This is a genomic window from Bradyrhizobium sp. 155 (genome assembly GCF_023101105.1).
In the GTDB taxonomy this organism is placed as follows: domain Bacteria; phylum Pseudomonadota; class Alphaproteobacteria; order Rhizobiales; family Xanthobacteraceae; genus Bradyrhizobium; species Bradyrhizobium canariense_D.
Map to the genome: position 1 here is coordinate 6,591,805 of NZ_CP064704.1, position 21,510 is coordinate 6,613,314.

At 61.6% G+C, this 21,510-nt stretch carries 16 protein-coding genes and 3 pseudogenes; 5 read left to right on the forward strand and 14 right to left on the reverse strand.

The window, feature by feature from the left end; all coding sequences use genetic code 11:
* Positions 1–82: 82 nt before the first annotated feature.
* A complete protein-coding gene (locus tag IVA93_RS31640; protein WP_066503735.1) occupies positions 83–403 on the reverse strand; it encodes a DUF736 domain-containing protein in 321 nt (106 codons plus the stop codon).
* Between the two features lie 378 nt (positions 404–781).
* Here IVA93_RS31640 and IVA93_RS41345 point away from each other — a divergent pair.
* A pseudogene (locus IVA93_RS41345) lies at positions 782–943 on the forward strand (DUF736 family protein); the annotation flags it as partial.
* Positions 944–1,258: 315 nt separating this feature from the next.
* On the opposite strand, the gene IVA93_RS41350 reads toward IVA93_RS41345, so the two are convergent.
* The 4 genes and pseudogenes from IVA93_RS41350 to IVA93_RS31665 all read right to left on the reverse strand — a co-directional run.
* Positions 1,259–1,438 carry a hypothetical protein gene (locus tag IVA93_RS41350; protein WP_524536848.1) on the reverse strand — a complete coding sequence of 60 codons (180 nt, stop codon included), beginning with the start codon at positions 1,436–1,438 and terminating at the stop codon, positions 1,259–1,261.
* A 146-nt stretch (positions 1,439–1,584) separates the two neighbouring features.
* A complete protein-coding gene (locus IVA93_RS31655; RefSeq protein ID WP_247789384.1) occupies positions 1,585–2,508 on the reverse strand; it encodes a DUF2493 domain-containing protein in 924 nt (307 codons plus the stop codon).
* Positions 2,509–2,843: 335 nt separating this feature from the next.
* Positions 2,844–3,895 (reverse strand): annotated as a pseudogene (locus tag IVA93_RS31660) (DUF7146 domain-containing protein); the annotation flags it as partial.
* Positions 3,895–5,633: pseudogene (locus IVA93_RS31665) on the reverse strand (strawberry notch C-terminal domain-containing protein); the annotation flags it as partial. The pseudogenes IVA93_RS31665 and IVA93_RS31660, both read right to left, overlap by 1 nt.
* Before the next feature lie 99 nt (positions 5,634–5,732).
* Between IVA93_RS31665 and IVA93_RS31670 the strand changes: the two are divergent.
* The 3 genes from IVA93_RS31670 to IVA93_RS31680 all read left to right on the forward strand — a co-directional run bounded on the left by IVA93_RS31670 (position 5,733) and on the right by IVA93_RS31680 (position 11,355).
* Complete coding sequence (locus IVA93_RS31670; RefSeq protein ID WP_247456430.1) at positions 5,733–6,770, forward strand: 3'-5' exonuclease; 1,038 nt, start codon at positions 5,733–5,735, stop codon at positions 6,768–6,770.
* Between the two features lie 382 nt (positions 6,771–7,152).
* The gene (locus tag IVA93_RS31675) at positions 7,153–7,335 is read left to right on the forward strand and encodes a hypothetical protein (protein WP_247789385.1); all 183 of its coding nucleotides are present in this window, start codon (positions 7,153–7,155) and stop codon (positions 7,333–7,335) included.
* Between the two features lie 252 nt (positions 7,336–7,587).
* Complete coding sequence (locus tag IVA93_RS31680; protein ID WP_247789386.1) at positions 7,588–11,355, forward strand: NACHT domain-containing protein; 3,768 nt, start codon at positions 7,588–7,590, stop codon at positions 11,353–11,355.
* Positions 11,356–11,780: 425 nt separating this feature from the next.
* Here the strand turns inward: IVA93_RS31680 and IVA93_RS31685 are convergent, their stop codons facing one another.
* The 7 genes from IVA93_RS31685 to IVA93_RS31715 form a co-directional block, all read right to left on the reverse strand.
* On the reverse strand, positions 11,781–12,113 hold the full coding sequence (locus tag IVA93_RS31685; RefSeq protein ID WP_247456433.1) for a pPIWI-associating nuclease domain-containing protein: 333 nt from the start codon (positions 12,111–12,113) through the stop codon (positions 11,781–11,783).
* 9 nt (positions 12,114–12,122) lie between these two features.
* Positions 12,123–12,920: an FRG domain-containing protein gene (locus IVA93_RS31690; RefSeq protein WP_247456435.1), complete on the reverse strand. Its 798-nt coding sequence runs from the start codon at positions 12,918–12,920 to the stop codon at positions 12,123–12,125.
* Complete coding sequence (locus IVA93_RS31695) at positions 12,917–14,119, reverse strand: hypothetical protein (protein WP_247789388.1); 1,203 nt, start codon at positions 14,117–14,119, stop codon at positions 12,917–12,919. Before IVA93_RS31695 ends, IVA93_RS31690 begins: the two co-directional genes overlap by 4 nt.
* A gap of 324 nt (positions 14,120–14,443) precedes the next feature.
* The gene (locus IVA93_RS31700; protein WP_247456438.1) at positions 14,444–15,076 is read right to left on the reverse strand and encodes a 7-cyano-7-deazaguanine synthase; all 633 of its coding nucleotides are present in this window, start codon (positions 15,074–15,076) and stop codon (positions 14,444–14,446) included.
* The gene (locus IVA93_RS31705) at positions 15,073–16,242 is read right to left on the reverse strand and encodes a nucleoside 2-deoxyribosyltransferase (protein WP_247789389.1); all 1,170 of its coding nucleotides are present in this window, start codon (positions 16,240–16,242) and stop codon (positions 15,073–15,075) included. Before IVA93_RS31705 ends, IVA93_RS31700 begins: the two co-directional genes overlap by 4 nt.
* Entirely contained in the window at positions 16,239–16,472 is a 234-nt protein-coding gene (locus IVA93_RS31710; protein WP_247789391.1) for a hypothetical protein, read from the reverse strand. Before IVA93_RS31710 ends, IVA93_RS31705 begins: the two co-directional genes overlap by 4 nt.
* Before the next feature lie 170 nt (positions 16,473–16,642).
* Positions 16,643–17,347 (reverse strand): 8-oxoguanine DNA glycosylase, encoded by a 705-nt coding sequence (locus IVA93_RS31715; RefSeq protein ID WP_247456441.1) that lies wholly within the window; start codon positions 17,345–17,347, stop codon positions 16,643–16,645.
* A gap of 62 nt (positions 17,348–17,409) precedes the next feature.
* On the opposite strand from IVA93_RS31715, the gene IVA93_RS41355 reads away from it, so the two are divergent.
* Entirely contained in the window at positions 17,410–17,706 is a 297-nt protein-coding gene (locus IVA93_RS41355; RefSeq protein ID WP_524536849.1) for a helix-turn-helix domain-containing protein, read from the forward strand.
* Positions 17,707–17,878: 172 nt separating this feature from the next.
* On the opposite strand, the gene IVA93_RS31720 is transcribed toward IVA93_RS41355, so the two are convergent.
* Together IVA93_RS31720 and IVA93_RS31725 are read right to left on the reverse strand one after the other, a co-directional pair.
* Positions 17,879–19,657, reverse strand: a complete 1,779-nt coding sequence (locus IVA93_RS31720; protein ID WP_247789392.1) for an ATP-dependent helicase — start codon at positions 19,655–19,657, stop codon at positions 17,879–17,881.
* Positions 19,650–21,431, reverse strand: coding sequence for an ATP-dependent nuclease (locus tag IVA93_RS31725; protein ID WP_247456443.1), 1,782 nt, complete (start codon positions 21,429–21,431; stop codon positions 19,650–19,652). The genes IVA93_RS31720 and IVA93_RS31725 overlap by 8 nt, the downstream gene beginning before the upstream one ends.
* Positions 21,432–21,510: the final 79 nt, after the last annotated feature.

Consider the following 21,510-nt stretch of genomic DNA (forward strand, 5'->3'; position numbering starts at 1 on the left):
CTCGATCCAGTGGGCGGGCCTCGCTGTAGGGAAGAATGAGAAGCCCCGCCCGGCGAACCGGACGGGGCTTGACGTGGCGATCTTACTCGCCGTTCTTGCGCGGCCGCGACCAGAGCAGGGTGTAGCCTTCACCGCCTTCGTCGTCGAACAGGTTCGCGTAGATCGGTGCGTTGAACGAGGGGTCGTCGAGCTTGAGCGAGAGGTAATCGCGGCCCTCTTCGGAGCGCTTCGACCAAGCTGCGCCGATCTCGGCGCGGCCCACGTAGATGCGGTGGCTGGGAGCGTTGTCGTTGGATCGGTTGGACTCGGCGACGATACGGACGCCCTTGGCTTGCAGGCTCAGGGTGACGATCTCGCCCTGGAAATCGTTGCCGACCTTCTTGAAAGAACCGATGTTAGCCATGTCACTTCTCCTATTTTGTTTCGAGCCCGCGACCACCGCGGCCTCGATGGCGATCTAGAGGCGGAAGACGATCGGCGACGCACCCGCTCGCGGGCCGGAGCGCAGCGGAGGACGTCGGTGCGGCGACTTTCTTGCCTCGCGAGGAATGGGCGCAAGCCCAGGGGAAGAAAGTCGCATCAACGGCGTTGCGGCTCAGACGATCGAGGCGAAGCCGGTCTTCGGCCAGATCAAGCCATCAAAGAGGCCACGTGGGTCCGCGTGCTGAACCGCAATCTTAAGGAGAAGACTTGGCGATTCTCGGTTGAGCTGCACAAGAGGTCGGTACGGTTCGGCGCAGAAGGAGAAACAATCTGCCGCAAAGGGCGGGATCGTCCCGGAAGAAATGACGGGCGCGGCGCGCCGCTCCACCGCAGCAATGTGGGCCGGGCCGAGATTGGGGCTTGGTCAAAGCGCTCCGACGAAAAGCGGGGTTACCTCTCCCCCAAGCTCGATGATCCCTCGTTCAACGTGGCGCCCTTTGCGACCTTGCTCGACCGATGATGGCGACGAAGCGTCATCGCTCATGCGTGGCTGCTGTGAGCACCGGTCGAGGCATGTTCTCCGCCACCCCGGCCGATACCAACGGGCGGGTCTCCGCGAAAACGGTCAAGCGGTCCATGCCGTGCCGCCGATGCAGACCGCACCAAGGGAAGCGAAGGCCTCGCGCCAAGCCAGCGAAGGCACCCCGACCTGCGACAGGGCGAACACCACATGATAGCCAGCGATTGCAGCAGGGACGGCGAATGCCGGTTGCGATCGCAACGCGCAAAGGCAAGGACCGACTGACCGCGACGGCGACCTGACCGGCAGCAAGCGTCAGTGTGCCGGAGGCCAATCCGATAAGCAGCGCCCCGACGACGCCCGCCCGCCATGAAATGCCAACATCCCGATACTGAGCGCGACGAAAAACGGCAAGGCATAGACCGCCAGCGCAAAAATCAGCCAGCAAAACAAACCGATACCAAGTGTGTTGAGGACAAGCCCAAGGGCAAGCATGGCCGTGGCTCCAATGCATAGATGTACTGGTCGCGCCCTCCACCACCACCACCACCGCGGCGCAGCCTAGGACGTACTGTCGAAACGAGGCGGAGTTGCGGCGTGCAACTCCACGTTGATTGTGCACGAGACGAGAAAGGCGGCGCTCATGCGCCGCCGAATTTGCGAACGGGAATGCCGAGTCGCTTCGCTTTGTCGGCTAGGTTGTCTTGAATTCCCGTGCCCGGGAATTGCATGACGCCGATCGGCAGAAGCTCGAGCATGGCGTCGTTGCGCTTGAAGGGTGCCGCCTTGGCGTGCTTGGTCCAATCGGGCTTGAAGGCGATCTGAGGCACCTTGCGGGTGGCCGCCCATTTGGAGGCGATGAGTTCGGCGCCTTTCGGCGAGCCGCCATGGAGCAGGACCATGTCGGGATGCTTGGCGTGAACCTTGTCGAGGCGATCCCAGATGAGGTGATGGTCGTTGAAGTCGAGCCCGCCGGTGAGTGCGATCTTGGGCCCTGGCGGCACCAGGACCTCGGTCTCGGCGCGGCGTTTCGCTGCGATGAAGTCGCGGGAGTCGATCATTGCTGCGGTGAGCGTGCGGTGGTTGACCAATGATCCCGATCGAGGACGCCAGGACGAGCCTGTGTGGACTTCAAAGCGTTCAATCGCCTGGTCGCGGAAGAGTTCTAAGCAATTGCGGCGCTCGATGAGCGTGATGCCCTCGGCCGTCAGACGCTGGAGTTCGACCGATCGCACCTCCGAGCCGTTCTGCTCACGCTGGCTCTTATGCTGCGCCTGCTCGTTGTCGTCGAGCTGGCGTTCGACACGATCGACGGCACGATGAAACAAGTTGACGGTCGACCAGAGCAGATCGTCAAGGTCCGGCTCGAGCCGCGTGTCGTTCAGGGTCGCAACCAGGGCATCGAAGATATCGGCCACGGCACCGGAGATCATCTTGCCTTCGGGAAGAGGTCTCGGATCAGGCTGGTCGTCGAAGGGACGGTAACCGAAGAGCTGTAGTTCGGTGAGGACGTGGTCGGTCGGAGAAGAGGCATGCGGCGGCTCAACGTCGTCATGGTCGGTCATGGAAGGAGGTCCTTTGCCGGGTTTGGCCGCGCCCTTCGCGGCCTTCGTGGCGATCACTCAGACGGCGGGCGGAACAGGCCAGAACCCGAAGGGCCGAAGCGGCAGCGGAGGATGGCGGAGGCCGGCTATTTTGACTCGCGATGCAAAGCGCGCTGGCCAGACGTATGATGTGTGTTTCAATTGCCGGCGCGCGGCGGAAAATAGCCGGACGCAGCCATTGCCGGCCCGGGCCGCTTGCCGTCCGATCGCCCTCTAGAAGGCCGAGGTCGCGTCCTCTTCCGGTATTGGCCTCGCCCATGACGACCTGTCGCGGTCGATCGAACCGTCGTGACCTCTTCCGCGGGCACCGTCGACGAATACAGGAAGCGGACGACATCCTCAGGTACGAGTTGAATTCGCAAGGCCGCTCGGAGACCGTCAAGACCGAAGACGTGCAGATCTTCGTTGAAATCGCCCAGCCGCGGCGACAACGCGATCGCCTCAATGCCGGCGCCTGCTGCGCGCTGGGTCAGAACGGCGAGCACCGTATCACCGGCGGCATCGGCATCGCGAGCGATATAGAGCCGACGCAAGCCAGGCGGCAGCAAGATGGCCAAGAGGTGATTGGCCGAGAGCGCAGCGGTCATCGGCATCGTCGGCAGCAGGTAGCGAGCATGGTCTCGATGCCCTCGCCGGCAACGAGGACGTCGTCCGCCACGCCGAAACGAACGGCATTGCCGAGGAGATCGCCCATCGCGCGTCGTGGCGTATCGATCGGAGCCTTGCCCAGCCGAACACGATCAAAGCCGTCCGGGTCGAGCCAAGTGCGGTGTACGCCGGTGATCCTGCCATCGAGGTCCGTGACAGAAGCGATCATCGCCGGCCAGGTCTCAATCGGCAGTTGCTCGTCCGGCCGATAGTAGCAGCGTGGATGGAACCGCAAGCTGCCACCATGGTGCACATGGGCTATTCCGCGCCCCTGCAAATAAGTCTCGACCACGGTCCCCTCGATCGGGCTGGATATTGCAAAGAGCCGACGGGCGGCCTCTTGCGATCCAGCCGGTGCTGCCCGACCGACGGGCTTTGAGATGAGCTCCGGTTCAGCGCGAGGCAATTTCAAGAAGCGTCTTGCCTCCTTCGCGACCTCGCGGAAGTCGCGCAACCCCAGGCATTCGCGGATGACGTCGAGAAGGTCGCCATGCTCACCGGTCGCAGCGTCCGTCCATTTGCCGGCAGGCCCCTTCGGCGATTCCCGGAGCCGCACGAACATCGAGCGGCCGGGCGTATTGTGGACGTCGCCGACCACCCAATACCGCCCCGCCCGTCTGCCATTGGAGAGATAGTATCGGCACACCGCCTCGGCCTCACGCGCGAGGCGGCGTGCCAGTTCGATGGCATCGCGGGGCATCAGGCGGCCTCCCGCTCGCTGATACGCGCGACGGGATACTGCTCAACTACTTTTGACAGGATCTCGACACCGCTCGCGTCGGTGGGCACGAACATGCGCAGCTTCCAGGAGATGATCTCTCCGAAGAGGCCGTTGGCCCGCAAGCGGTCGCGCATCGTGTCGTTGAACCCACACAGTTCGATGCGGTATGCGCCCATCACCCGAGCACGGCGAAGCTGGAGCCCCTCGGCAAGCTCAAGGACTGTCCGCCCCTCCATCAGCGCAGCAAAGGAGGCGTCCGGTGTCAGCGCCGGCGCGTCAGCCGCGAGGACGTTCGCGACCCAGGTCGCCGAGACCTTGCGGCCGATGACGCGCTCGCCCGCATCGGTCTGAAGCCGATAGACCCGCGTCGACTCGTTCGGCAGCCGCTTTCAGATAGGCAGCAACAAGCCCGCTGCGACGTGAATCGTGGCTTCGGTGAACTCGGGGACCTCGGCGAGCTCCGCGAGCCAGGCTCCAGCAAAACGCTCACGATCCGCCTCGACCCAATGGCTTTCCGCCATCATCGTCAAGGGAGCGCTGTGCTGCTCCATGGGACGGATCAGGCGGACGCGCCGCTCGATCTCGCCGTCATCAAGCATGAAACTCGGAGCCGGTAGCTGTACGGCGGCACGGCCCGATCGCTCATTGATCAAAAAGACGGCACGATGGTCGGAACGACGATCAAGAGCATCATCCAGGCTCAACGGATGATTGCGCTGACGCTCGGTGATCGTGAGAAGCCGTGTTTCGGCGCCGGTGCCGGGATGGGTATAGATCGTGCTCCGGTCGGTGACGACGAAGCTGTCGGCGCGGAGCGTTTCCAGTCCCAGGTCATAGGTGCCAGATGCGACCGCGCCCTCGATCCGAGCAGTCAAGAGCTGCTCGAAGACGGTGAACAGGATGTTCTGAAGCTCGATCGTGAGCGCCAGCAGCCGGTTCAGGAAGGTCGTGATCGGCGGCAGGTCATCCCTGAGCCCGTTGGTATCTGTCAGCTTCAGGCCGGTCGCATCCTCGAACCTCTCGAGCGAGCATCCCTCGACCTTGCCGCGCGCCAGCAGCGTATAGAGCTGGCGCAACGCATCCCGTCCGTACTGGCTTTCGAGATTGTCCTCGGACCGGAACAGGCCCTGCCCTCGGTCTGGCGCTGGCCGCGCGTGATGGCGACCAACGTGTCGAGCCGGCGCGCGATGGTGCTCAAGAAGCGCTTTTCGGCCTTCACGTCGGTCGCGATGGGGCAAAACAGCGGCGGCTGCGCCTGGTTGGTCCGGTTGGTGCGGCCGAGCCCCTGGATCGCAGCGTCCGCCTTCCAGCCGGGCTCCAGCAAATAGTGGACCCGCAGGCGGCGATTCCGGACCGACAGTTCGGCATGGTAGCTCCTCCCGGTGCCGCCCGCGTCGGAGAACACGAGGATCCGCTTGGCGTCATCCATGAAGGCCGACGTCTCGGCGAGGTTGGCCGAACCAGCGCGGTTCTCGACCACTAGCCGGTCGCCCTTGCGAACAATGCGGCGTGATCGACCTGTGACCTCGGCGACAATGTCGATGCCGAAGCGCTGGATCACCTGGTCCAGCGCACCCGGGACCGGCGGCAGCGAGGCCAGCTTCTCGATCAAACGCTCGCGGCGTGCGACAGCGTCCCGGCTCTCGACCGGCTGGCCGTCACGATAGACAGGCCGGGAGCAGAGATTGCCTTCCTGGTCCGTGAAGGGCTCGTAGAGGCACAAGTCGTCGCCGAGGTATGCGCACGACTGATCGGTAATCTCGAGATCGAACTCAACGACGGCGAAAGGCGACGACTGCGACCGGGCGACATCGCATTGCTGGCCCCGGTCTCGACGGACCTGTGGCGATACGAGCGGGCGCTGGAAGAGGCAGGTCTGCCGTTCGCCTCTCAGGCCGGCAAGAACCTCTTCAAGCGTCAAGAAGCCCAGGATCTCGTTTCGTTGATCCGCGCCTTGGCCGATACACGGGATACGCTTGCGCTCGGGGCCCTGCTGCGGGGTCCGCTCGTAGGCCTCACCGAACAGGAGTTGCTCGACATCACGGCGAGCATGCCGGTCGAAGACAGCAGAATCGTCGGCCTATCGCTGCGGACCGACCCGACCACGATCGGAAATCCGGTGGCGCGCGAGGTACTGTCGATCCTGGGAGACCTGCGCCGGCGCATGAACGGCACAACGCCCGCTTCGATCCTCGCAGAAGCCATCGAGCGGCTCCGGATCCGCGCCGTCGTCGCGGCGCGCAGCGCCGACCAGGCGGCCCGTTCTCTCGCGAACATCGACGGCCTCATAGAACGCGCGCGTAGCTACGACGTGCGCGGCTTCGTCCAGTTCGCCAGAGACGTGGACGACGAGTGGTCGAGCGGATCGGGTTCGCCGGAAGGCATGATCGAGGCCGACGGCCAATCCATCGAGATCGTCACCGTACACAGTTCAAAGGGCCTGGAATGGCCGGTCGTCATTCCTATCAACCGCGCCTCCATGCCGCGGAGAGCAGAGGCGTTCGTGCATCGACGGCGCGACGAGAGCCTACACTGGGCTTTGGGCCAGATCGTGTCGCCCGGGTTGGGAGAAGCGCTGCGGACCGAAGAGGCCGAGAAGAAGGACGAGAACGTACGACTGCTCTACGTCGCGTGCACGCGCGCGATGGAGCTTCTGGTCATACCGGACTTCACATGGAGCAACGACACCTCTTGGGCGAAGCTCTTGGATTTCAAGCTCAACGATATTCCGGAGCTGGACATCGGCCGCTTCTCGCGAACGCCGATCGCTACGCAGCCGCCGGCCGTCAACCTCCAAAGCGCGGAGATCTTCGCGGACGAACGAGCTCGCATCGATGCAGCGCCGCGCGTGTGATGGATCAAGCCCAGCGACGGCGACCCGGACGTAATCACCGCTCCGTTGTCTCCGGACGCTAGCGACGAGGGACCGGTCAGCTCTGTCGCGGCGATCGAGGGCGGACGTATCCGCGGCATCCTCTTGCACAAGATCATGGAGGAGCTGATCACCGGAGAGATCGAGGAGGACGTGGCTGTCGTCACCGGCCGGTCCGCGGAGTTGCTCGCTCAACTATCGTCGATGTCGCCGACCGGAGCCATCATCGAAACGGCAGAAATCGCAGCGACCGCGCTCAAAACGCTGCACCTTCCTGATATCGTCGCATACCGTGGACGTATGGTCGCTGAATTGCCGATCTACGCCGCGGCGTCCGACGACGATCTCATCGCGGGTCGAGCCGATGCTGTCGCGCACGACGACGAAGGCGAGGTCGTTCGACTGGAAAAGCGACGTCGCCCCGAAGGAAGCCGAATTCGCCGCCTACCGCAACCAGCTCGGCCAGTATCTGCGGGCGGTCGGTGCCCGCAAGGGCGCCATCGTCTACATGACGACTGGGAAGGTCGATTGGGTCCGCCTTACGTAACGAACACGACCGTGTGTCGTGCAAGCCGACCGGACCGAGAAAGAGGCGGCGCGTGCCGTCGCATGGTTGGCCGAATGAATTGCTGCGCTAATCCAGAGTGAAGCAAGCTGGACCCGCGGACGATCGCGTGCATGAGGAACTTCTGGAGCGCCCGAAGCACGACTCAGATATTTCAGATGCATGGAGGTCGATATGGCGTCGGTTCCACAGCAACCGGCGTACGGCACCTCAGATAGACCACGAAAGCGCGAAATGGCCAGCCAGAAGATCGGGACATTCGGAACTGGGCAGACGCCGTGGCAGGTCCCGAGCGATGACGAAGCTCGCCAGGCGATCGCTCCGCTACGCGGCTATGTCTACCAGATCCACAGAAGCATGTCGGCTTGGTTGGCGCTCCGCGAACACGACGAGCTCCATCTGGAGATTGCCGAAGACTTCGCGGAAGTCCTGAAGGACCCGTCGCAGCTAGACGAGGTCCTGAAGGCGACGCAAGTCAAGGACACCAGGGAATCCGGATCGGTAACTCTCAACTCGACCGACGTTCTCGACGCCATCGGGCGATTGTTCGCCTTGAGCGGGACGAACCCCGGCAGAGAGGTCCGGCTGAGCTTCCTGACCACATCGCCGATCGGCAAGGAGAGAAAGAACGCGCTACCTTCCGGGCGGGCGGCCATCGCTGTATGGCAGGAAATGGATCCGGCGAACGTCGGCGAGCTCCGCGCGGCACTCGCCCAACGGTTCTATCAGGGCGAGATCGGCGATTTCATCCGTAAAACTACCGACGCGGAGTTGCGGAATCGTCTGCTTGACCGACTCGAGTTCGTCTGCGGCGCGGCCGATTGGAAGCACGTGTCGGCGGAAAATCGGAAGACGTTGGTCAAGCTGCGAGACCAAGTCGGAGCAACGGAAGAGGCCGCAGAACGCGCCTACGACTTCATGTTATGCGGAATGATCGACACCGTTCTGGGATCTCCCGACAGACGGCTCGACCGTACCGCCTTCCTTTCGACCTTCAAGAAGGCGACCGTCATCTCGGTACCGTCGCAAACATATGAGAATCTCGTTTCGCAAGCCACCACGCCGAAAAGCGGGCCGGCTGCACCTACGGAAGATCGCCTCCGAACGATCGCGCAAGCGTTGCTGGACGCAAACGCGCCGCCTTCGATAGCAGCGCTAGTCGGGACCGAATCGGCGCAAGCCCGCGCCGCGCTCGACGGTCTATCGTCGATAGAGCGAGAAATCGTCGAGGACAACCGGCCGGTCGGCGACCAGAGCCGGTCCTTCAGGACCATCGGAGAACTCGTCGAGAGTCCTGCGCTTCACAACATCATCGTCGCCGCACCGGGATCGGGAAAAACCCACGCTCTCTGGCGGGTCGCCGCCAATCTGCTCGGACAGCGCGATCTCATCCCTATCTATCTTGCAGCAGGTGGCGTTTCGACCTGGCGGGCGCTGCGGGACTCGATTCTGGACATTGACCCGACGATCGACGCGATGTCCGCCTTGCGACAACCGAAAGTCATCATGTTCGTGGACGGTTGGGGCGAGTTCGCCGATGGCGCCGTCGCCGAACGTAAAGCCGCCGCCAGGGCGATTCACAACATTCGCGTGATCGCCAACGGACGGCAGCGGAACGCATCGGACACATCCTTCAAATCCTGGACGCTTCAACCTTTCACGCCATCGCTGGTCAGATCGACGCTCGAAGAAGCGTTCGGAGCCAAGCATCAGATCGACGCCAATTTCGTCGATCTTCTACGCATCCCTCTGCTACTCGTTCTTTACATCGCCTTGGGCGGCGCGTCGGTCACGCGAGGCGAACTGCTGCATCGTCTTCACGACCAGGTTTCGAACGGAATGCCGGAAGCCATAAGCGAGGCCCTGTTCGGCACGGCAGCCGCAATGACGCTCGCCGGCGACACCGACTACGCATCGCTCCTCGCTGGCTTGAGAGCCCGTGCCAGCAAAACCGGTCTCGAGGGACCCGTCGCCCTTCTCGATCGGCTCGGTACGCTTACGGATCGATCCGGACGCGTACTTCCGATTCACGACCTGTACTGGAGCTGGCTCGCCGGCATGGGGTATCTGCACGCCCGTATAGTGCAAGATGCCCTGCCCGATCTGAAGACACGCGAAAGCTTCAAGCTCGCATTCGAATCGCGAGAGCGGTCGGATGTCGACATGGTATCGGCAAGCGCCCCTTCGGATGCCGTGTTCGCAGCCGCGTTAAGCGTCAACGTCGACGCGACGCGAACCAGTCCCGTTCTGGACAAGCAGCTCGACGGCATGCTTGCCGCGACCGATTTGGCCGTGCGCGTCCGGGGAGCGATCGCTGGTCTGCAGACGCGTCGATCCCGCTTCCTGCGTCCGGCCCTCGATATACTGAGCGAACTCTCGGCGCCCGGCATGCATTCGGTCGAGCTTCTGAACGCTTTCGACGTCGAGATTCTTTTCCAGAATCGCGCCGCGTTGGCGGATTGGCTCGGTGTTCCGGGAACAACAGCCGTTCTGGACATCATAGCCCGCGCGGGCGGTCCGGAATGGCTCGGGTGGCTCGAAGAAATGCAACGCTCCAACCGTCTGGACCCAGAGCTCGCGCTTTCCGCCGCGCTGGCGTGCGGCGATTTCATCCCCGACTGGGGCCGCCCGCATCTGGAGGGCCTCATCAAAAACGGGCCATGGCGGCTCCGGACTGCGGCAGAGCGCGCGACAAACCAGAAGCTCGCGGGATGGATCGCGGACAACTACGGGGACATCGTCGACCGCTTGTTGAACCCAAACACCGGCGGTTGGTGGAGTCTGAACCGATTGTTGGTGACTGTCGGGGACGATGGCATCTTCCAGGATCTTCTCCAACATTTCCCCGGGATGTCACCTAAAGCGCAGGAGCTATTGGGCTTCGCCGTTATCGAAAAAGGAAGCGCGTGGATCGCTCGATTTCAGAGATCGGCGTTCGCGGCGAGCGACATCCGGCACCATCATCAATTGGCAAACGAGGTCTCGCTGGAGATCGACGACCAAACAGCGAGAAGCTGGATCGCAGCTGGCCACGACGCCGTTGGATGGCGCGTGCTCATCGCGCGTCACGGTTCATCCATGGTGCCGGAACTGATCGCCGGATTGCCGGCGTCCTTCGATGGCCTGCATGATGTCCCGACGCTGTCGGCCATGAGCTTCCTGACCGAAGCGCCGGAGACGATCATCGCCGAAATTACGTCTCGTGTCCGCGGCACGATGCAGCCAAAAGTAATGCAGGACGTCATCGAAGCGATCGCGAAAGTCCAAGTTACGGGCTTGCCGGAGATCGTAAAACGGTTCGCCGCGCCATCCGGATTGCCTACCTACCATGTCGTCCAGGTCCTACGGCTCTATGTGGCCTGGAAACGGACGACGGGCGTCGACCTCGAGGTCGGACCGCCGACTGGCGGACTGCCATTCCGTGAGTTTGCCCTCATGCGCGAATATTATCGACGCCAAGATCCCGATATGCTGGCGCGAGGCTTCGGTTTCGCTCCCGACGTTGCAATTCGCTTCGTGCTGTCGACCCCCGGGCCGGACACGCCTTACGCCAAGAAGATTCTCGAATCCCTCGAACCTCTCGAATCCTTGGATCGCGCCTTGCTGCAGCATATGATGGCGATACCCGACCTTACATCGGAGATTCCGACGCTTTTTGCGGAGGTCATCGACGAAATGTCGGCGGACGAGCTGCTCGCGTTGGCGACATCGCCCCACGTCGATTTCAACCTCTTGCTTTGGCGCACGTCGACGACGAGCAATCCGATGCACCGAGCGTTTCACCTGGATGCTATGAAAAGGACGCTTGCGACAGCGGTCAACCTTCACAATTACGGGTACATTGGCTCGATGCTACGCGCTTACTCCCGAGATGATATGAAGGAGCTTCTCGGACAGCCCCCTCTCGACGTTCGAAGCGACAAAGTCTTGTGGCTGATCCGCGCGATCGAGGATGCCCGTCGCGAACGTCTGATCAACGAGGCCGGCGAAGTTCTCGAGTAACGCTTGGCAGACGCTCGATGCGACCGCAAGACGATCGCTATTGCGTGAGCGTCACTGGGGCAGACGATGGTTTCGCCAACGAATGCGGCGCACGAACGCTTAAAAAGCTGTAAAGCGATCGACATCGATCTCTTCGAATTCCGACCTATCAGAGTTCAAAGAACACGTGGCCGACGACAAAAATCTCTGCCCACATTGCATTCAGGAATGGCCGCTGCGGGAGTGGATCGGTACGATCGGTGTCGAGAACGATTGCGGGGCGCTGACACATATCGACTCCGAGCGCCTCGCTGTGTCGGGACCTATCGGGATGCGACGCCGAGGCCGCGCTCGTTCGTCGTGCCCCCGCCGGACTTCCGGGCGTCGATACCGCCCCCCGACGTCTCGGCGCGGTACGCATTCTGCGGTGATAGGCCGCAAAGAAACTACCCGGTAAACGAACTCGTATCGACCTGAAGCCCTTCGATGAGAATCTCGCTTCCGTTGAGACTACCGTTGAAGCGTCCAGGGAAAGTCTCCGACCATGTCACGTCGTCCGAATACTGGAGCGTCACATGCACGTTCACCGGACCTTCGAAATGCGTCCCCGATAGGCGAATTTCGTCCTCAAAGACCTCCACCGCTTCGACGTGGGTGTGCGACGAAAGCAAATCGAGATCGCTCCAAGCTTCCGTCGTGGACACTTCCAGGCTTCTCACCGCGTCCGCGATGTCCCGGGCTTGTCGAGACGTCAAACCGGGTGCCTTTTCGCCGCTCATGCATCCCTCCTATAGTCCGGCCGCGCTGATACCGAGCTTCTTCTCGTATTGCCACTTCAACGACGCGCAGACTCCTTCCAAGTTCGCCCAGATATGAGCCGCGTCGATTCCCATTCGGAATAGCTTGCGTTGAAAGATGAAGCGATAATCCGCCGGAATAATGAAACGATGTGCGCTCAGATGGTCGGGTTGCCAGGGCTGATTGGGCTTGGGATGGACGGAGAACAATCCGCGCTGGCTCGATATCCGTGGTGCCAAGCTGGAGGGAAACAGAAAACCGACTTCTTCGATCTCGAAGGGCGAAGGCCAAGTCGAGGGATCGACGATCTGCTTCTCGTCCAGAGGATAAGCGTACACCACGGCGTCAGCCAATTTGCCTGTGCCAGGAGTTTTCGCCGTCTCGTCGAGAAGCGCGAAATAGCACGCCACCAACGGATTCGTGCTCCAATCCAGCAAACGGGTCGGTAACCCGAAATGTTGCCCGAGCGCCAGCCAATCCCAGTCGGTGGTCTCGGGCAAATGCATGTGAAGCCGAGCGTCCTTCTTGAATGCTCGGAACACCCGTTCCTCGAAGAGAGGGTCGTACGTCTCGCCGCCACGGCCGGCCGCCGGCATCAACTGCCAATCGACCGACGATTGCCCGCGAAACACGTACCGGGATGGCATGTGTCGATCCAAGAAAGAAAGGAATTCATGCCATTTCTGCTGGGAGCGCACGGCTCTCGCCGTCAGGTCTTCCTTCGAGGTAGCAGCCGACGAACGAGGCGGGTCGTCAGGATTGCGTCTGAATGGCTCGGGCCGCTTCATCCTGCCGGTCTCCGCTTGCCCGCCACCATGGCGCGGTAAACCGCAGACGCGAAATCACGCGCGATCTCGCAGTCCGTTCCCTGCCACAAGCTAACGCGCGGCTCGCGCGATTCTTCGGCCAGCACTACGATGGGCAATTTTCTTACGCGCGCAAGCCCGACCGCGAGGACAGATGGAAGATCGGCGCCCTCCGCAAGCACGAGAACCGCCGAGCAGCCGTCCAATACCCGGCCGACATCGACATTCTTTCTCGATACTCCGTCTAATCCCAAGTCGTAAGGCGTTACCGTTTGAATACGTAACATCTCGAAGGTGCGGATTGCCTCGTCGACGAGCCATTGTTGTGCCATCGAGATGCACGGAGAAGCTATGAAGATCTTGCAATCGGCGGTCGGATCGAACTTCTCCATGTCCGGCAGATTCTGCGAGACAGGGATCGGAAGCGCGCGGGAGCCCGCGTAGTATGCGGAGCATCGGGAAGCGAGGTCCGCGGCCGCCATAGCGTCCATATTCTGCTCGCCCCAATAGTGAGCGAACATGGCGCAGAAAATGTTCCCGGTCCCGATCTTGAACCATTCGTTGGCGACGTAAGCCGGAATCGAATGTTCCATCTCGCCATCGAACAAAATGCCGCCGCCGGATTGCCAGCGGAAGATCAGCAAATTGGCGTTGTGCGCGGGCATAGTCTGCGCAGCGAAATCCTGGACGTTTGCGGCCGCCTGAGGGAAATCGTTCTCCGCCGCGATAAGCGCGAGCTTCCCGATGTCACCGCGTTCGATCTCCTCATCCTGCTGGGACAGTTCGAAGACGGCGCGCTTTGCGCTGACGACGATCTTGGTCTCCTGTAGCCGAAAGGCGAGCACGGTATCGCCTTTCACGGACCAGGATTCAGACAGTTGCGGGGCGGCCGAATCGTCCGGCGTCTCTTCTAACTTCGGCGTACGCCGGGGATATGAGAGGGGATGTTTGTAAGAGTAGGCGACCTTTTCCCCTCTCATTCTCACTTGCGGCGTCGCCAATCCATTCGTCAGCATCGTACGCCGAAGATCTTCGATGACCGCATCGTTAGCGTACGAGTAGAGCTCTGTTTGCGGCGACACTTCACTTAGCGCCAAAGCCGCTCGAACGCCCGGGCCCATGAGGCGTGTCCATTCGGGCCAGTCGCACTCTTCGATGTACGTTCCGCCGACCACGATCATCCGTTGCTCCGCGACACGAACACGCCGCAGGCTTGCGGGCTCGACCTCTCGACGATGGCGGAATAAGTCGCTCCACCTTCCATGCACTCTATAAGTTGGGACAGCCCGGGAAAGGCCGACAAAGCTCCGACCGTCTCGGCTCTGTCCGTCTGACAAACTACGGCGCGAAGATCGCCATCGTACAGCAGGACGACCTGAAGCAAGTCTCCCGGCCTGAGCCTGGCGGCCTGAACGCTGCGTACTCCCATCAGATCGATACGGAAGCGCTGATCGCAATCGCCGCCTCCGACCGGTCGACGAGGATCCCGCGCCGGCGATTTCTTATCAGGTTTTGGTCCGCTCATCCCGCGGCTCCCGTTCATCCGAGTTTCTCGATCTGCGCTTCGCCCATGCGAGCGTGGCCAAATGCTTCTCGCATCCGCGACATCGGCCGCACGGGTATTCCATTACATGACAGGAAAACGTCAGGCCGGTCGCCGAAAGAGGAAATCCCGACACGTCGAGGAGTTTCTCGGGGCTTAGCTTACGAGCCGGCGCCGTCACGTTCACGCGACCTTCTTGCAAAGTCATGAGACGATCGATCGTCCGGAGGAACGGGTACTTTCCATCCGCGTGCACGTCGGTCTTGACCGCACCAATCATGATTTCCGTCAATCCGTCAGCCACGAAGCGCATTCCAGCAAGCGTGACCAACATCTGGTTTCGGTAAGGCCACCATTCCTCGGCCTTTGCGAGACGTGACGTCGGTTTGCCCGACATCGTACCGGATCCAAGGGCCTTGAGATCTACCGCAAGGGTTTCCTGGCGTAGGTCAAACTCCGCGCAGATAGCCTGCGCGGCGGCGATCTCCCCTCGCGCAGGCCGTTGCCCGTAATCGACCGTCAGACAAATGTCGGGCCGTTTCCAGTAGGCTATCGCGGAAGAATCCAATCCGCCCGAGAACAGAAGCACCCTCATCGATCAGCGGCCCAAATCAAATGGTAAATCGATGTCGCGAAGTCTTGAACTACCTCGCAGCCGGAGCCTCGCATCATCGTGAGATTGGTGGACTCCAGTCGTTCAGCCAGCGCCACCACGGGAATGCCGAGAGCCCGCGCGTAACCAACCTCGAAAACAGTGCCTGGATCGGCTCCGTCCAGGACAGCCCACACTTTCGTACACGTGCGCAGACCCGCGAGATCGGCTTCCGCAATCGCCTGATCGGGAAGCCCCGTTCCGACTTCGTGCAACGGCGAGAATATTTCGACGCCGAAGCTGGTAAGCGCTTCCGCAGCCTGCTCGATCATCCACCGCTGCGGCAGGTCGAAGAACGGTCCGGCGACGTATATCCGACCGCCGTGCGACCCCATGACCGGCTCCATCGCGGTCTCGATCACCGAAGGTATCGGAAGCACGTGCCCGTCGACAAACTGCGCAGCGCTCCTGGACGCCAGGTCGGCGGCCACCGCCGGGTCAAGGCCTCGCTCGCCCCAATGCGCTGCGAATGCGGCGCTGAACACGTCGCCGGACCCGATCTTGAACACGCTTTCCGATTTGTATGCCGGAACGTGAACGGGCGCGGTCGCTCGGGCGTGGACGGTTGCCCCGAACGGCCCCCGTTTGACAACCGCGAGTTCGGCTCGATGCATGTCGAGCAGATCGTCGATCTGAGCGGTGCCGCCGCCTTCCGCTTCGTCTTGGTTCAAGACGAGCGCAAGGCTGCGGGCGACCGACCCGTTGGCGCTGAAGGGCTCCTGCGGGTGGCTCGATTGAGGGTCGTAGACGGCACGGTCTGCGGTCACGACCGCGTCACCTTCGACGAAAGCGAACCGAAGAACCGTCTGTCCCTCCACGACCAACGGCGGATTACGCTGGACGATTCGTGGATCGCATCGCGCGCGCGACAGCGGGTGATCGTAGGAAAACGATATGGGAGTGTCGGTCGAGGTGACCTTGGCGACGCATCCGAATGCGGCCGCCGAATGTCGGATGTCGTCCGCCCACTCGCCGAACGCGTACGTATGCAGCACGGTACCCGGGGATAGCTCGGCCGACGCACATGTGGCTCTCAGTCCAGAGCCGAATATGCGATGCCATGCCGGTCTCAGACAAAGTTCGAGATAGGTGCCGCCGGCGATGATCATGCGAGCTTCCGCGTGACGTGAACCCGGCATGCGGTTCGGCCGAGCTTGACGATCACGGCGGTATAACGATGTCCGCGCTTCATGCAACCGACGAGATCGGACAAACCTTGGAACGCCGCCAACGAGCCTACGATGGCACCGTCCGCCCGACGCTTACAGACGACGGCGTCGAAGTCCTGCTCGGCAGCCAAATCGACATCGAGCATCTCCCCAAAGGTGACGTCGCGCACGGCTGGCCTGAGCGAGGTCAAATCGACATCGAACACTAGATTGCAGTCGTCGCCGACCGGCTCCGCTCCTGTCGTCGTCGATGCCCTCCCTTTCTTGGTGGGCTTTGGACCGGATTTACCTGACAATGCCCCCCCAAAAAGCGCAATTAGGAAGCGAGTCGGTCCAAGAGTCAAACCGGACCGCGATGAAGTTTGCGCATTTCTCTCCACATCACCGCATCGAGGAGAGATGGACGGACGTTCAGCGCTCGTGCAAAGGACAGGAATCGCTCCTCCATGGCGGAATAATCCCGGGGCACGGTTTGCCCTCGATCGAACAAACCGATCAGTAGACCGGCTCGAATGATGTGAATATCGAGTATCGCGACGTCGTCGCTGCCCAGCCAATTTCGCGTAATCCATGACGCAGTCTTCGGACCTATGCCCGGAATACGCATGAGGTCGTCGCGGAATCGTTTTGGCTCCTCCGTGGCAGGAGGATTTTCCTCTACGAGGCGCATCGCACGTGCCAGACGTGCCGAGCGCTGATGGGGGAAACGATAGCGCCTGAGCTTTCCTTCGACCGAGACCGGTTCGAGCAGCAACTTTTCGATCTTCTGAGCCTCGGGAAGGAAGCGATCCGCAAAGATGCCTTCGCCGTGCAGCCTATCGAAGATCGCGTGATTCATCTCTGCGGTGATGCCGAAACCACCCAGCAGGCAAAACCCGACCTGCTCCTTCAAAGTGGCATCGGTGCAGACGTAATCGTCGTCCTTATCCGAGAACTTCGCCATCACGGCCCAATAGGCGGCGCTGGGCACCCATTCGGGTCTACCCCACTGCACGCCCGGAATGACCTCGTCCTGAGGTGAAAGTTCGCGACTAGCGGGCCGCATGAGCAATTCTCGGTGCATGCAATACTATGTACATTTATGTATTTTTATGCTAGCCATTGAAAATGGCAAGAGACGCATTTTCGAAAGATCTTGATAACTATCGGCGGACAAGGGGCCTGACGCAGGCGGAGTTGGCGAGAGAGCTGCGCGTATCGCAGCCTCACCTTTCACGGTTGCTCGCAGCAGGCGCGAAGCCCGGGGTCAAGTTAAGACGCAGAGCGTCCGAACTACTGGCGATGGAGAGCCGAAAGGTGTCGCCGAGCTCGGAATGGTCACGGGCCGTAGCCGAATTGGCCGCACGTTTGCCGGCATTCAAGAAACTGGTGAATGCCGCGATGGAATTACTGAACCGGCGCTAATTTGACACGCGAGATAGGCAGGCTCTTGAAGGAGTATTGATTCCCGTCGGCGAAATTCGAAAGGCGCAAGCGATCGGCAAGGATCCAAAGCCCTGCATCGTGACGAACGCGCCGTTGCCGAGCGACCTACATCGGAGCGCGGCAGACCATTCGATGGCCAGGGACGCAGGATCTAACCCTGGATCCGCTCGGCGAGCTCGCAGACCCAGGGGGACGGGTGATGCTCCTGAAACACCAAACTCAGCGATTTCCTCGGACGCGTGACGCCGACGTAGAAGCTACGGCGCGCTTCGCGGAGACTATGTGCGGATTTCTTATCCTTGTAGCTCGGAAGATCCGCCGCGTTGACGCCGAACATGACGACCGCGTCGAACTCCCGGCCTTTGGCGCTGTGCAACGTCGTCAAGGTGACGCGGCCGGCCCCCTCGGTGCGACCGGCAAATCGATTGATGGGCATATCGAGATCATTCGCGGGATCGGTATTCGCAATCATCTCGGAGCATACGTCCCAATCCGACTCCGAATTGCGCGAGATCTCACGCCATGGCACGACGAGCTCGTCTTCACATCGTTGGAGCCAGGCGTGCGTGCTTTCTGTCGACCCGATTGAAGAGTTCAGGAAACCAATCAGCCGATCCGAGAGATCTTGCATCTCTCGCTCGCTCGCGTCCCTGCCATAGACGAACGTGCCGGCGCGCGCGAGTAGCCGGCTGTAGCGTGGCTCGGCCTGCCGCCAACCGCCGGTCGCCCATTTCGCGCAGTCTTCGATGAAGCAGGCGAGCCGCGAGCTCCGGCGAACCAGCCCCTTCGGGTCCGCCCGAACGAACGGTATGTCGGCTCGTCTCAACGCATCGGCAACCTTGTCCCCGAGCCAAGCGGCCCGATATAAAACCGCGATCTCGCCCAGCGAGATTCCTTTCTCGGTGATATCCGGGATGATGGTCGTGGCGATCTCTTCCGCCTGCTCGTCGAGCCCGTGCGGGACCTCGTAGAACGAGATTTCGCCCTCCGGCGCCCCCTCGATCTCCTCATAGTCGCGGTCCTTGCCGAGCGCCCCCATGGAAGCTCGAATGATCCGTTTACCCGATCGGTAATTGAAGCGCAGCTTGATGGTTTTGACGTCCGCGCGATCCGTCAGACTTTCCAGAAGCTCCGGGTTGGCGCCGTTGAAACCGTAGATGGACTGATCGACGTCACCGACCGCGAACAGCCTGATGCCTCCACCGAAGCAAAGCAGGAGCACGAGTTCGTGGAGGGCATGGCCGAGATCTTGATATTCGTCCACGAACAGAATCGGGAAGCGCGCCGCCACGGCGGCACGTATCCAATCGTGTTGCTTGATCATACGGTATGCGAGAAGCGGCATATCATCGTAATCGATGAGTCCAAGGCGCCTTAGCTCAGCCTCGTAGGTCTCGATGAAATCAGCGAGTTCGGGGCTTGATCCCCTCCATTCCGGACGTGTGCGGTCGACGTCGCGACGCCGCTTCTCAACGGCGAATTCCCAACGCCGATGCGGATTATCACCATCTCCGATCGCAGCGGCGTGGGCGGTCTCCACCGCGGTGCGACACTCGGTGCGCGTCGCTACCCTGAAGTCGGGCGGTAGGCCGATCGAAACGCAGTGCGCATAGGGCGAGACGACCTGGCTAAGCGCAAACCCGTGTACGGTCCCGATGAAAGCGCGATCGCCAGGACCGATACCGAGCTTGGCAAGTCTAGTCTCCAGCTCGGCGACGCACTCGTTGCTGTAGGTGATGCAGGCAACGCCGCGCGGATCGATAACCTCTTCGATCAGAGCCCGAGCCATGGCTGTCGTAAGAGTCTTGGTCTTGCCGCTGCCCGGACCGGCCATGACGACGCAATGCCCCTTCTCACGGACGGCAACCGATTGCTCGGGATTGCCGGCCAGTTCGTCGAGCGCCTTCAGAAGTCTGCGCGTATCAAACACGGGCGGCCACAAATTCGATGGCATCTGCTATATATTTGGGCGGGGGAAGTCCGACCATCTTCTTGCTGAGCCGCGATCCCAACCGTCCTTTGCCAATATCCGCGATCATGGCGAGCAGTTGCGTCGGATCCACGGCAACTGAACCTGCACGCCAAGCGGCGATGCGACCGGTCCGCGTCGACCCGAACCCCTGCTCGTCGAGAATATCGAGAAGCGGCTTCAAAAGCGCCGGGGTATTCGCAACCGATACCTCGAACGTTCGGTCGTTCAAAAAAATTCCTGTCTTGATCGCCTGATTTGCGAAGTAGGTGTGGTCTTTGGTCTCCAGAGTAGCCAGCCTGGCAGGCTTCATTACCGGCTTGCCTCTGATTCCGAGCATGATCTGTACAAGATCCAGCGTGCGCTTCCGGCCCAACGGCGGCTTCGAACCATCGAGCGGGTCCCAATCCGTGATCACCGCGTACGGCAGGCTCAACGACTCGGCGAGCTTCACGTAGGGGCCGAAATTGACGCCAGCCACGTTGCAAACGGTGATCCCGAGCTCGTCCAGCGGACGCCCCATCGACTGCGCGAAAACCGGGACCAAAGCTTCCTCGGCGTCACCTTCGACGAACAGCACGCCCCGCGCGAACAAAAGCTCCGCCCGCGTCGCGTTCAGATAGCTTTCCAGATCGTCGAGTTCGTCGGCGCTCACGGGGAGTGCGGCCAGTGAGAATGCGCCGGTCGCTCCGTCCCGGCCTCTCAACTGAACGATCGAGCGCAACGGTGTGACTGCGGCCAGGGTGGGCGAATGGCTGGTGACGATGAGCGCTTGCGCGGGATCCTCACCGCCGAACAGCTTCTTGAAGACGGACCGTTGCAACTGCGGGTGCAGATGCGCCTCCGGCTCCTCTATGCACAGCAGCGAGAAATTCCGATCGTTCTTCTTGCGACGCCACGCGAACTCCGCCAGCTTGAGCGCGAGCAGCGCGACGTTTGCCGATCCCAGGCTCGCCTCGGCGATACTGCGCTTGCCTCCGTCGATGAACATCCCGATCGCCCGGAACAATCGGAAGGGATCGGATGGCGCGAACCTCAATCTGGCGTCGATGTCGTGCGCCTTCCCCGACAGGCGAAGGATGCCAGCCCTCAACTCGTCCTCGAGAGCCTTGATCGTCGGAAAGCCTTCCAGCGCCTTGGTGGCGTTGTCGAGCTCCGCAGCGACAGCATCGATATCGGCCGACGGGATGGCGGAGATCGCTTCCTCCAGCAGATGGCGGAGCGGCGAGCTCCGCCAAGTGGCAAGCTGCCCTTCGGCGTCGCGCAGCGCGTCCAGCACGTCGATCGCCACCCTCCGCCGGATTCGGCCGGGCACTGGCCGCGTTTCATCGCCCCCGCCGAAAACGACGAAATCGAAGTCGGCGCTGGTCTCCGGCGCGCCGGACATCCCGGGCTTCTTCCGGAACACGTAGCTGAGGCTGACCGTCATCGGATCATGGGCAGTCCGGAAATCTGTCAACAAGGCGACGAGTGCCGGGTCGCCAGCGAAGTCGGTGAACTCCAGGTGCACCTCGATCGGATCGTCGTAAGTCGCCGCGCAGCCATCCCAGAAATCCGAAAGCCTGAGTTGACGAGCGGAATCCGGCAATGTCGGATCGAGGACGAGGCGTATCGCGAACAGGAGATTGCTTTTGCCGACCCGGTTTTCACCCAAGAACACGACGTTGCCGGATAGAGGCACGTCGACCGCCTGAAAATTCCGGAAGTTGCGGATGCTTAATCGGGAGAGACGCATCTGGCTCCACTCGTACAATCGCAGGTGCGGTGCCGGCAAGACTAAGCACTCGGCCAGTTGCTCCGCAGGTCTAACGCAG

Bases quoted from the DNA above. Each gene is read 5' to 3' on its own strand.
- IVA93_RS31640 (WP_066503735.1), bottom strand. From the start codon at position 403: ATGGCTAACATCGGTTCTTTCAAGAAGGTCGGCAACGATTTCCAGGGC.
- IVA93_RS41350 (WP_524536848.1), bottom strand. From the start codon at position 1,438: ATGCTTGCCCTTGGGCTTGTCCTCAACACACTTGGTATCGGTTTGTTT.
- IVA93_RS31655 (WP_247789384.1), bottom strand. From the start codon at position 2,508: ATGACCGACCATGACGACGTTGAGCCGCCGCATGCCTCTTCTCCGACC.
- IVA93_RS31675 (WP_247789385.1), top strand. From the start codon at position 7,153: ATGCTGTCGCGCACGACGACGAAGGCGAGGTCGTTCGACTGGAAAAGC.
- IVA93_RS31680 (WP_247789386.1), top strand. From the start codon at position 7,588: ATGGCCAGCCAGAAGATCGGGACATTCGGAACTGGGCAGACGCCGTGG.
- IVA93_RS31685 (WP_247456433.1), bottom strand. From the start codon at position 12,113: ATGAGCGGCGAAAAGGCACCCGGTTTGACGTCTCGACAAGCCCGGGAC.
- IVA93_RS31690 (WP_247456435.1), bottom strand. From the start codon at position 12,920: ATGAAGCGGCCCGAGCCATTCAGACGCAATCCTGACGACCCGCCTCGT.
- IVA93_RS31695 (WP_247789388.1), bottom strand. From the start codon at position 14,119: ATGATCGTGGTCGGCGGAACGTACATCGAAGAGTGCGACTGGCCCGAA.
- IVA93_RS31700 (WP_247456438.1), bottom strand. From the start codon at position 15,076: ATGAGGGTGCTTCTGTTCTCGGGCGGATTGGATTCTTCCGCGATAGCC.
- IVA93_RS31705 (WP_247789389.1), bottom strand. From the start codon at position 16,242: ATGATCATCGCCGGCGGCACCTATCTCGAACTTTGTCTGAGACCGGCA.
- IVA93_RS31715 (WP_247456441.1), bottom strand. From the start codon at position 17,347: ATGCGGCCCGCTAGTCGCGAACTTTCACCTCAGGACGAGGTCATTCCG.
- IVA93_RS41355 (WP_524536849.1), top strand. From the start codon at position 17,410: ATGGCAAGAGACGCATTTTCGAAAGATCTTGATAACTATCGGCGGACA.
- IVA93_RS31725 (WP_247456443.1), bottom strand. From the start codon at position 21,431: ATGCGTCTCTCCCGATTAAGCATCCGCAACTTCCGGAATTTTCAGGCG.